Origin of the sequence: Micromonospora sp. KC606, from assembly GCF_004348675.1 — a bacterium.
Classification (GTDB): domain Bacteria; phylum Actinomycetota; class Actinomycetes; order Mycobacteriales; family Micromonosporaceae; genus Micromonospora.
On sequence record NZ_SMKN01000192.1, the window covers coordinates 1 to 10,782 of the forward strand.

11 protein-coding genes are annotated in these 10,782 nt (G+C 74.1%); 5 read left to right on the top strand and 6 right to left on the bottom strand.

The genetic code is table 11. The annotated features are described in order from the left end of the window. Positions 1–206 precede the first annotated feature (206 nt). The 3 genes from E1193_RS25385 to E1193_RS25395 are packed head-to-tail and all read left to right on the top strand — an operon-like array spanning position 207 to position 3,692. Positions 207–1,571: a glutamine synthetase family protein gene (locus E1193_RS25385; protein WP_132185703.1), complete on the top strand. Its 1,365-nt coding sequence runs from the start codon at positions 207–209 to the stop codon at positions 1,569–1,571. Next, a complete protein-coding gene (locus E1193_RS25390) occupies positions 1,552–2,919 on the top strand; it encodes an aldehyde dehydrogenase family protein (RefSeq protein WP_207922855.1) in 1,368 nt (455 codons plus the stop codon). The genes E1193_RS25385 and E1193_RS25390 overlap by 20 nt, the downstream gene beginning before the upstream one ends. A gap of 5 nt (positions 2,920–2,924) precedes the next feature. After that, complete coding sequence (locus E1193_RS25395) at positions 2,925–3,692, top strand: 3-oxoacyl-ACP reductase (RefSeq protein ID WP_132185704.1); 768 nt, start codon at positions 2,925–2,927, stop codon at positions 3,690–3,692. Positions 3,693–3,754: 62 nt separating this feature from the next. Here the strand turns inward: E1193_RS25395 and E1193_RS25400 are convergent, their stop codons facing one another. Continuing rightward, positions 3,755–4,069, bottom strand: a complete 315-nt coding sequence (locus E1193_RS25400) for an STAS domain-containing protein (protein WP_132185705.1) — start codon at positions 4,067–4,069, stop codon at positions 3,755–3,757. A gap of 96 nt (positions 4,070–4,165) precedes the next feature. Between E1193_RS25400 and map the strand changes: the two genes are divergently transcribed. Continuing rightward, positions 4,166–5,023, top strand: a complete 858-nt coding sequence (map, locus tag E1193_RS25405; RefSeq protein ID WP_132185706.1) for a type I methionyl aminopeptidase — start codon at positions 4,166–4,168, stop codon at positions 5,021–5,023. Further along, a complete protein-coding gene (locus tag E1193_RS25410; RefSeq protein WP_132185707.1) occupies positions 5,020–5,739 on the top strand; it encodes a VIT1/CCC1 transporter family protein in 720 nt (239 codons plus the stop codon). The genes map and E1193_RS25410 overlap by 4 nt, the downstream gene beginning before the upstream one ends. A 34-nt stretch (positions 5,740–5,773) precedes the next feature. Here E1193_RS25410 and E1193_RS25415 read toward each other — a convergent pair whose 3' ends face one another. The 5 genes from E1193_RS25415 to E1193_RS25435 form a co-directional block, all read right to left on the bottom strand. Further along, a complete protein-coding gene (locus E1193_RS25415) occupies positions 5,774–8,608 on the bottom strand; it encodes an ABC transporter permease (protein WP_243707888.1) in 2,835 nt (944 codons plus the stop codon). Then, entirely contained in the window at positions 8,605–9,339 is a 735-nt protein-coding gene (locus E1193_RS25420; protein WP_132185708.1) for an ABC transporter ATP-binding protein, read from the bottom strand. The genes E1193_RS25415 and E1193_RS25420 overlap by 4 nt, the downstream gene beginning before the upstream one ends. Next, positions 9,336–9,920: a PadR family transcriptional regulator gene (locus E1193_RS25425; RefSeq protein ID WP_132185709.1), complete on the bottom strand. Its 585-nt coding sequence runs from the start codon at positions 9,918–9,920 to the stop codon at positions 9,336–9,338. Before E1193_RS25425 ends, E1193_RS25420 begins: the two co-directional genes overlap by 4 nt. A 57-nt stretch (positions 9,921–9,977) precedes the next feature. Further along, complete coding sequence (locus E1193_RS25430; protein WP_243707889.1) at positions 9,978–10,427, bottom strand: ferritin-like domain-containing protein; 450 nt, start codon at positions 10,425–10,427, stop codon at positions 9,978–9,980. After that, on the bottom strand, positions 10,424–10,782 hold a 359-nt coding region (locus E1193_RS25435), incomplete at its 5' end, for a hypothetical protein (RefSeq protein ID WP_132185711.1). The genes E1193_RS25435 and E1193_RS25430, both read right to left, overlap by 4 nt.

Genomic DNA, 10,782 nt, shown 5'->3' on the forward strand with positions numbered 1-10,782 from the left:
GGGGCGAGCCGGGTCACAGGGGGGCGGGACCGGCGGTGTCGATCGGCACGGCACCGGCGGTGACCGGCAGGAGGGCGAGGACGGTGACGATGGCCAGGACGACACGACGACGCATCTGGACTCCTCAACTACGGTTGCCGCCGTCCCGGGCGGGGCATTGACGGTGATCCGGTTTGCCAGTAGACCTTGGTGATGGAGACCCGCTGATGAGCAGAACGACGTTCACGCTGGAACAGTTGCGGGTGGCCGTCGCCGATGGCGAGATCGACACCGTGGTGCTCGCCCTGGTCGACATGCAGGGCCGGTTGCAGGGCAAGCGGTTCCACGCCCCGTACTTCCTCGACCAGGTGGTCGCGCACGGCAGCGAGGGCTGCAACTACCTGCTCGCCGTGGACGTCGAGATGAACACCGTCGACGGGTACGCGATGTCGAGCTGGGAACGCGGTTACGGCGACTTCGCCATGCGCCCCGACCTGACCACCCTGCGCCGGGTGCCCTGGCAACCGGGAACGGCGCTGCTCCTGGCCGACCTGGAGTGGCTGGACGGCTCCGGGCCGGTGGTCGCCTCGCCCCGGCAGATCCTGCGCCGGCAGCTCGACCGGCTGGCCGCCCACGGGCTGACCGCGTACGCCGGAACCGAGCTGGAGTTCGTCCTCTACCGCGACTCGTACGAGGACGCCTGGCGGCGCGGCTACCGCGACCTCACCCCGGCCAACCAGTACAACGTGGACTACTCGTTGCTGGGCACCGCACGGGTGGAGCCGCTGCTGCGCCGCATCCGCACCGAGATGGCCGGCGCGGGGCTCACCCCGGAGAGCGCCAAGGGGGAGTGCAACCTCGGCCAGCACGAGATCGCGTTTCGCTATGACACCGCGGTCACCTGCGCCGACCACCACGTCATCTACAAGAACGGGGCCAAGGAGATCGCCGCCCAGGAGGGCATGTCGATCACCTTCATGGCCAAACCGAACGCGCGGGAGGGCAACTCCTGCCACATCCACTTCTCGCTGCGGGACGCCCCCGGCGGCTCGGCGATGCTGGGCGACGGCCCCGCCCACCTGAGCGTCACCGGGCAGCGGGTGCTCGCCGGGCTGCTGGACACGATGCGTGAGCTGAGCCTCTTCTTCGCCCCGAACGTCAACTCCTACAAGCGCTACCAGCCCGGCTCGTTCGCCCCGACCGCGCTGCGCTGGGGCGTCGACAACCGCACCTGCGCGTTGCGGTTGGTCGGGCACGGGCAGGGCATGCGGGTGGAGAACCGGGTGCCCGGCGCGGACGTCAACCCGTACCTGGCGATCGCCGCGCTGGTGGCCGGGGCGGTGCACGGTATCGAGCGGGAGCTGGAGCTGGGCGGGGAGTGCACCGGCAACGCGTACGACGACGCGACGGCGCAGCGGGTGCCGGGCACCCTGCGCGACGCGCTCGCCCTGTGGGAGGGCTCGACGGTGGCCCGGGACGCCTTCGGCGACGAGGTGGTCGCGCACTACGCCAACCAGGCGCGGGTCGAGTTGGCCGCCTTCGACGCCGCCGTGACCGACTGGGAGCTGCGCCGTGGCTTCGAACGTCTCTGAGGTGGTCGACCCGGCGACCGGGCAGCGGGTGGCGCAGGTGCCGGCGACGTCGCGGGAAGAGGTCGACGCGGCGATCGGGCGGGCGGCGACCGCGTACGAGTCGTGGCGGGCGGTGGCGCCGGGGGACCGGGCGCGGCTGCTGCGGCGGTTCGCGGCGGTGGTGGACGGCCACGTCGAGGAGCTGGCCCGGTTGGAGGTGCGCAACGCCGGGCACACCATCGCCAACGCCCGCTGGGAGGCGGGCAACGTCCGCGACGTGCTCGACTTCTACGCCGGCGCGCCCGAGCGGCTGTCCGGCCGGCAGATCCCGGTGCCCGGCGGGTGGGACGTCACGTTCCACGAGCCGCTCGGCGTGGTCGGGGTGATCGTGCCGTGGAACTTCCCGATGCCCATCGCCGGCTGGGGGTTCGCCCCGGCCCTCGCCGCCGGCAACACGGTGGTGCTCAAGCCCGCCGAGCTGACCCCGCTGACCGCGCTGCGCCTGGCCGAGCTGGCGCGCGAGGCGGGCCTGCCAGAGGGTGTGTTCACCGTGCTGCCGGGCAGGGGTGACGTGGTGGGGGAGCGGTTCGTCACCCACCCGGCCGTGCGCAAGATCTGCTTCACCGGTTCCACCGAGGTCGGCACCCGGATCATGGCCGGCTGCGCCGCCCAGGTGAAGCGGGTCACCCTGGAACTGGGCGGCAAGAGCGCCAACCTGGTCTTCGCCGACGCCGACCTGGCGAAGGCGGCGGCCTCCGCGCCGGCCGCGGTCTTCGACAACGCCGGCCAGGACTGCTGCGCCCGCTCTCGGATCCTGGTCCAGCGTCCGGCGTACGACCGCTTCCTGGAACTGCTCGAACCGGCCGTGCGCGGCCTGCGGGTGGGTGACCCCGCCGCGGAGACCACCGAGATGGGCCCGCTGATCTCCGCCGCCCACCGCGACCGGGTCGCCGGGTACGTCGACGGTTCGCCGGTCGCCTTCGCCGGCTCCCGCCCCGACGGCCCCGGCTTCTGGTTCGCCCCGACGGTGCTGCTCGCCGGGTCGCCGGCCGACCGGCACTGGCGGGAGGAGATCTTCGGGCCGGTGGTGTCGGTGCTGCCGTTCGACGACGAGGCCGACGCGGTCCGGCTGGCCAACGACACGCAGTACGGCCTCTCCGGCTCGATCTGGACCCGGGACGTCGGTCGGGCGCTGCGGATGGCGCGGGCGGTGGAATCGGGCAACCTCAGCGTCAACTCGCACTCGTCGGTGCGCTACTGGACGCCGTTCGGCGGGATGAAGCGCTCCGGGCTCGGCCGCGAGCTGGGCCCGGACGCCCTGCACGCCTTCACCGACGTCAAGAACGTCTACATCAGCACGGAGGAGTGAACACGATGCGGGGACGACTGACGGACCGGGTCGCGGTGGTTACCGGGGCGGGCAGCGGGATCGGGCTGGCCACCGTGCGCCGCTTCGCCGCAGAGGGGGCGCGGGTGGTCTGCGTCGATGTCGACGCCGAGGCCGGCGGGCGGGCCGCCGACGAGGTCGACGGCGAGTTCGTCGCCTGCGACGTGGCGGACGAGACGGCGGTGCGGGAGCTGTTCGACGGGGTGGCCGGGCGGCACGGCCGGATTGACGTGGCCTTCAACAACGCCGGCATCTCCCCGCCGGAGGACGACTCGATCCTGGAGACCGGCCTCGACGCCTGGGAGCGGGTGCTGCGGGTCAACACCACCAGCGTCTACCTCTGCTGCAGGTACGTCATCCCGCACATGCGCCGGCAGGGCAAGGGTTCGATCATCAACACCGCCTCGTTCGTGGCGTTGATGGGGGCGGCGACGTCGCAGATCGCGTACACGGCGAGCAAGGGCGGGGTGCTGGCGATGACCCGGGAGTTGGGCGTGCAGTTCGCCCGGGAGGGCATCCGGGTCAACGCGCTGTGTCCCGGCCCGGTGGCCACCCCGCTGCTGCGGGAGCTGTTCGCGGCCGACCCGGAGCGGGCCGCCCGCCGGCTGGTGCACGTGCCGATGGGCCGCTTCGGCGACCCGGCGGAGATCGCCGCCGCGGTGGCCTTCCTGGCCAGCGACGACGCGTCGTTCATGACGGCCGCGCAGTTCGTCGTGGACGGGGGCATCACCGGCGCGTACGTGACGCCGCTGTGAGGCCACCCGGTCCTGAACGCCGCGGCGATCAGTTCGCGTCCTCCGGCCGGCGCGTGCGGTGGTCAGTCCCGGCGTAGCCAGGGCTGCTCGGCCAGGCCGGAGATCTCCAGCACCCGGACCACCCGGCGGGACCCGAGCACGGTGAGCCGCTCGGGTAGGCGGTCGGCGAGCCGGACCACCGCGTGGATGGCGGCCGAGTCGAAGAACGTCACCCGGCGCAGGTCGAGAGTGACCCGCTCGGCCGGCTCGCGGAGGGCGGTCTGCAGCATCGTGTCGGCGGTGGCCATGTCGACCTCACCGGTCACCACCACACGTAGGTGCGCACCGTCGAGCTCCGCGCTCGCGGAGAAGACGGGAGATGCGCCCCCTTGATCCACGCCAGCCACAATGGCACAGCCCTGTTGCCGCGGCAACAAGCCCGTCCGCCGGATGCGTGGCGGGGGTCACCCCACCCACGGCGATAGGCTGTCGCCATGACCGTCCGTGCGCCGCTGACCCCCGGCACGCTCTCCCCGTGGCGAGCGGTGCCCGCCCACATCGTCCGACCGGAGTACGTGGGGAAGAAGCGCCCCCTGCAGTGGCGCGGCTCGCACGTGCAGACCCCGGAGACCATCGAGAAGATGCGCGTCGCCGGCCGGCTCGCCGCCCAGGCGATCCAGCTCGCCGGTGAGCACTGCAAGCCCGGGGTGACCACCGACGAGATCGACCGGGTGGTGCACGAGTTCCTGGTCGACCACGGCGCGTACCCGTCGACGCTGGGCTACAAGGGCTTCCCGAAGTCCTGCTGCACCAGCCTCAACGAGGTCATCTGCCACGGCATCCCGGACTCCACCGTTCTCCAGGACGGCGACATCATCAACGTCGACGTCACCGCGTACATCGGCGGCGTGCACGGGGACACCGACGCCACCTTCTGCGTGGGCGAGGTGAGCGAGGAGGCCCGGCTGCTGGTCGAGCGGACCCACGAGGCGATGATGCGCGGCATCAGGGCGGTCGCCCCGGGTCGCCAGATCAACGTCATCGGCCGGGTCATCGAGTCGTACGCCAAGCGGTTCGGCTACGGCGTGGTCCGCGACTTCACCGGTCACGGCATCGGCGAGGCATTCCACAGCGGCCTCTACGTGCCGCACTACGACAGCCCCCGGCCCACCGAACTGATGGAGCCGGGGATGACCTTCACCATCGAGCCGATGATCACCCTCGGCACCCACCAGTACGACATGTGGGACGACGGCTGGACGGTGGTCACCAAGGACCGGAAGTGGACGGCGCAGTTCGAGCACACGATCGTCGTCACCGACGACGGCTACGAGATCCTGACCCTGCCGTGACCGCCGAGACACCTGCCGCGCTGCGCGAGGCGCACCACGCCGACGTCTCCGGCGGCTGGCTGCGGCCGGCCGTGTTCGGCGCGATGGACGGCCTGGTCACCAACATCGCCCTGATCGCCGGCGTCGGCGGTGGCGGCGTCTCGCCGCGCAGCATCGTGCTCACCGGCACCGCGGGTCTGGTCGCCGGCGCCATCTCGATGGGGCTGGGCGAATACACCAGCGTCCGTTCGGCCAACGAGCAGGTCGCCGCGGAGGTGGCCAAGGAACGCCGCGAGCTGGAACGGCACCCCGAGGCGGAGGCCCGGGAGTTGGCCGAGGCGTGGGTCGCCCGGGGTCTGCCCCGCGACCTGGCGATGCAGGTCGCCGACGCGGTCCGCCGCAACCCGGAGGAGGCACTGCGGGTGCACGTCCGGGAGGAGTTGGGAATCGACCCCGACGAGCAGCCCAGCCCGTGGACGGCGGCGGTCTCGTCGTTCCTCTGCTTCTCGGTCGGAGCCCTGGTGCCGCTGGCGACCTACCTGCTCGGTTTCACCAGCCTCTGGCTGGCGCTCGCCGTCGGCGGGGTGGGGCTCTTCGTGGCCGGTGCGGTCGTCGCCCGGTTCACCAACCGCCCCTGGTGGGCCAGCGGTCTGCGCCAGTTCCTGCTGGGCGCGGCGGCGGCCTGCGCCACCTACGCCGTCGGCACCCTGATCGGCGTCCAGGGCGGCATCGGCTGAGCCCGGCCGTCCGTCAGGGAGGCCGTCGGCGACGTCAGTGCAGGCGGCGTTCCACCGCCAACCGCGAGCGGGTGAACAGGCCCGCGCCGGCCATCGCCACCATCGGCACCACCGCCATCACGGCCAGGGTCGGCCAGGGCACCACGAGCGGGTACGGTGTCTGCACCGGCCACGCCTCGGCGACCTGCCGGTTGACCGAGGTCAGGATGACCGTCGCGGAGCCGAGGCCGGCCACGATGCCCAGCACCGAGCCGAGCCCGGCGATCACCCCGGCCTGGCAGACCGAGAGCACCCGACGGACGCCGGGGCTGGCGCCGACGGCGGCCAGGGTGGACAGGTCCCGACGCGCCTCGGCGGCGGCGAGCCCGGTGGCCACCCCGGCGGCCCCCACGGTGATCATTCCGGCGGCCACCGCCAGCAGCACCAGAAGCGGTCGTCGATTCGGCTCGGGCGCCTCCGCCTCCACCACCGCGATCACCGATGCCAACGGGCGCAGCTCGGCGACGAGCCGCCGCTGCTGGGCCTCGGTCGGCGCGGTGTCGGTCGCCACGACGAACCCCTCGGAGACGACGGCCAGGCCGAGCCGGACGGCGGCCGCGGTCGACAACACCAGCCGGTCCACCGGCAGGCCGCCGCGCAGCAGGTAACCGGGAACCGCCATCGTGGTCGACGTCGGCGCCTCGGCGCCGGTGGTGCCCCGGTGCGTCGCCACCGTCACCCGGCCGTCGCGCACGTAGCGCGGATCGGTCACCACCACGCCGCCGGCCCGCAGCACGGCGGTCGCCCGGGCCACCTCGTCGGCCGGCGCGTCGGTGAGGGCTTGCAGGGCGGTCCCGTCGTCCACAGCGACCGGCAGGTGGTAGCCGGACGGGTTGCGCGTCGGCGGCCGGCAGCGGGGGTCGGCCAGCGCCAGCCGGCGTGCCTCGGCGGACCGGAACACCTCGACCTGGAACGGGCAGAGCTGGTCGGGCGGCAGCACCGCGCTGACGATGCACTCCTCGTCAACGCGGGCCGGCGGGGCGCAGGCCGGCCGGTTGATCGTGGCGACCGTGTCGGCGGCCAGCACGTGACGGACCCGCTCGGTGACCGCCGGCAGCGGCGGCAGCGCGTCCGGCCCGGACAACAGCAGCACGTGGCCGGGTGGCACACCGGGCTGCCAGTCCGCCCTGGTGCGGGCCTCGTCGCTGGCCACCCAGACGCCGACGGCGACGCTGCCGGCGACCGCCGCCATGATGGCGGAGACCGCCGGGGCGGTGGAGGACCGGTTCCGGCTGGCGTCGCGCAGCGCGATCCGTGGGGCCAGCGGAAGCGCCGATCCGGCACGGGCCAGCCAGGCGACCAGGGTGGGGGTGGTGAGGACCAGACCCAGCTCGCCCAGCACGATCCCGGTCAGGACCACGAAGGTGCTGCTGCGCTGCGCGCCGAGCGCGGCCGTCGCGGTGCCCAGGGCGGTCAGGGCCAGACCGAGGACCGGCCAGCGTCGCCGGTGCGGAGGCACCGTCCGCCGACCGGCCAGCCCCGCCACGACATCCTGCCGGGCGGCCGTCCACGCCGGCACCAGGGCGGCGAGCACTCCGGCCAGCACGGCGACCGCCGCGATCGCGGCCAACGCCGTGGGGAAGACACGGTACCCGCCGGCGCGGTGATTGAGGACGTGCTCCTCCAGCAGCGGTCGGGCCGCGAACGCGGCGGCGACGCCGAGCAGCAGGCCGGCCGCCGCGCCGGCGAAGCCCAGCACCACCCCGTCGGCGAGCACGATCCGGCGTAGGTGGATCGCATCGCCGCCGGCCACCGCGACCAGCGCGAGGTCGCGTCGCCGCCGCCGTACGCCCACCGCGAAGGCCGGTCCCACCAGCAGCACCACCTCCAGCAGTCCGAGCCCGCCCACCAGCACCGCGCTGCCGGTCTCCTCGGTGGCGACCGCCGACAGCGGCAGCCCGTCGCCCAGGGCGACTTCGGTGGCGCCCGGTGCCGGGCCGCGTACCGCCGCCGTGATGCCGTGCGCGTTGAGCCGGTGAACCAGCGTCTCGTCCAGCGGGCCCGGCAGGTCCGCCAACCAGCGCTCCGACTCGGGGCCGTTCGTCGGCACCGCGCCCGGATGCAGCGCGATCACCTCGTTCAGGTCGTCGGGGAACTCGACCACGCCGACGACGGTGTACCGGCGGGTGCCGTCGGCCAGGGCGACGCTGCCGCCGAGCGGAACCTCGAGCTTGCGCAACGCCGGCGCGGTGACGGCGATCTCGGTCGGGGCGGCCGGCACCCGCCCGGAACGCAGCCGGACCACCGACCGGGCGAGCGGATCGGTCAGGTCCAGCATCCGCGCCGGGTACGACTCCAGGTGGTCGCCGACCCGCACCTCGAACGGCACCCACCAGTGGACCGGGGTGACCCGGCTGCCGGGCGGGAGCAGGGCGGTGAGTTCCTCGGCCCGGACCGGGCGGGTGCGCTCCTGCCCCCCGTCAATGGCCCACGCCAGCTCGCCCCAGGGGTCCTGGACGATCGGTTTCTCGACGGCCCAGTGCAGTTCCGCGTCGGCGTCACCGACCCGCTGGTCGAGGCGTTCGGCGTGAGTCAGCTCGGACATGTCGTAGCTGACCGCGGCGAAGGTCAACGCCAGCACGGGCAGGGCGATCATCGCCAGCACCAGCGCGGTGCGGCGGCGGGCCCGACGCGCCTCCCGCCGGGCGATCCGCAGCGCGGTCCGCCAGGAACCGACGGTCTCGGCGATCCGACTGGCTGGCCGGAACGCGGCTGGACGCGGATCGCGGTGCTCCGGTGCGGGTCGCGCCGGAGCGTCGGACCCCGCGTCGATGCCGTCCGTCCCGGGTCCGGGCGCCGTGGATCCCTCCGGCGGGGGCCCTGGCCTCACCGGCCGCTGCCGGAGAGCAACTGCTCGACGCCGGCCAGCGGCGCGGTCGCGTCGACCATCACCCCGTCCCGGAGGAAGACCACCCGGTCGGCCCAGCCGGCGTGCCGCGCCTCATGGGTGACCAGCACCCCGGCCGCACCCGCGTCGACCCGGCGGCGCAGCAGGTGCAGCACCGCCTCCCCGGTCTGCGAGTCCAGCGCCCCGGTCGGCTCGTCGGCCAGCACCAGCCGGCGCTCGCCGACCAGCGCGCGGGCGATCGCCACCCGTTGCTGCTGGCCGCCGGACATCTGGTCGGGGAAGCGCCCGCCCAGCCCGGTCAGGCCGACCTCCGCCAGCGCGGCCAGCGCCGCCCGGCGGGCCGCCCGGACGCCCACCCCGTCGAGTTCCAGGGGAAGTGCGACGTTCTCGGCGGCGGTGAGGCTGCCCAGCAGGTTGAGGTCCTGGAAGACGTAACCGATGCGGCGCCGGCGCAACCGGGCCAGTTCCTGGCGGTCGAGCACGCCCAGCGACGCTCCCTCGACCAGGACCTCGCCGGCGGTGGGGCTGTCCAGTCCACCGGCGAGGGTGAGCAGGGTCGACTTGCCGGAGCCGGAGGGACCCATCACGGCGACCAGTTCGCCCGGCGCGACGGTGAGACTCACCCCGCGCAACGCGTGCACCGCGGCCCCGCCGCTGCCGTGGGTGCGGTGCACGTTCCGCAGGTCGAGCACCGGCCCGCCCGTCGCTGTCACCGGTGGACCTCCTCGTCGGCGTGCTCCACGTCGCCGGCGTGCCTGGTGGGGCCGGCCCGTGGGGCGGGACGGTAGCGGACCAGGCTCGTCTCACAGTGGTCCAACCAGCGGATCTCCGCTTCGGCCTGGAACACCATCGCGTCCAGCACCAGCCGCCACGGCAGGTCCTCCGGCTTGTCGCTGGCGTACTTGAGCCGGGTCAGTTCCTGCAGGGTGCGCATGGTGGCGCTGCGTTGGGCCTGCACCACGGTCCGCACGTCCACGCCGGGCGTGGTCATCGCCAGGGCCAGTTTGATCGACAGTTCGTCCCGGGGGCGGTCGGCGCGGCTGATCGGGGTGGCGAACCACAACGCCAGGTCCGCCCGCCCGGCGTCGGTGATCTCGTACGGCCGCTGCCCGCCCTCGTGCTCGGGCAGCGGGCGGACCAGCCCGTCGCGTTCGAGCCGGTTGAGGGTGGTGTACACCTGCCCGATGTTCAGCGGCCAGGTCGAGCCGGTCGACTCCTCGAACGCGGCACGCAACTGGTAACCATACATCTGGCCGCGCTCGAGCAGGGCGAGCAGGCCGTGGCGGATGGACATGGCAACGGAGTATGCATACCCCGTATGCGGACCGCAACCGGAACGTCCCGGTCGCGCTCAGCGGGGCCGGCCGGGGAAGGCCGCGGTGACCGGGGTGACCCCGGCCGCCCGCCGCCAGCGGGTGGCCCGCACCGCGCAGTCGGTCAACGCGTTCAACGCCCGGGTCCGGTCCGCCCCGCTGGTGACCGGCAACGCGGCGCGCCAGAAGGCGGCTGTCCGCTCCTCGATCTCCACGGCCAGCCGCAGCGCGCCGGCCTGGTCGGTCACCGGGAACGGCAGAGCGTACCCGGCCCGGTCGGCGGAAACCTGCCCGCCGTCCGCGCTGAGCTGGAGCACCAGCGCGTCCCGGCGGGCCCGGTGCGCGGCCTCGGCCGAGCGGGCCCCGCGCCGCTCGGCCCCGCTGAGCCGGACGCCGATCGGCCCGTAGGCGTAGATCGCCGCGTACTCGGCGGTCAGCGCGTCGGCGAGCGCCTGCCTGGCGTCGGCGGGTGCCTGCCGTCGGCTCACGCCAGCGCCTCCACGTGTGTGGCGCGGGCGGCGGCGACCGACCCGAGCAGCGCGGCCCGTTCGCCGGGTGCCTCCGCGCATGCCTTCGCGGCGGACTGCCGGCCCCGCTGTTCGGCCTCGCGCAGCGCGGCGAGCAGCGCGGCGCGGTCGCCCGGCGTCGCCGTCGCGCCGGTCGTGGCCGGCCCGGAGGGCGCCGGACGCCCGATCAGCCGGTGGATCTCGTCGGCGTGCGCGGCGTGCGCCTCGGCGATCGGGGTGAGCCGGTCGGCCAACCCCGGATCGGCGGCGATCGCCGCACGGTGCCGTGCGGCCAGCTCGCGGGACTCGCCGGCGAGGGGCTCCAGCGGGTCGGGAG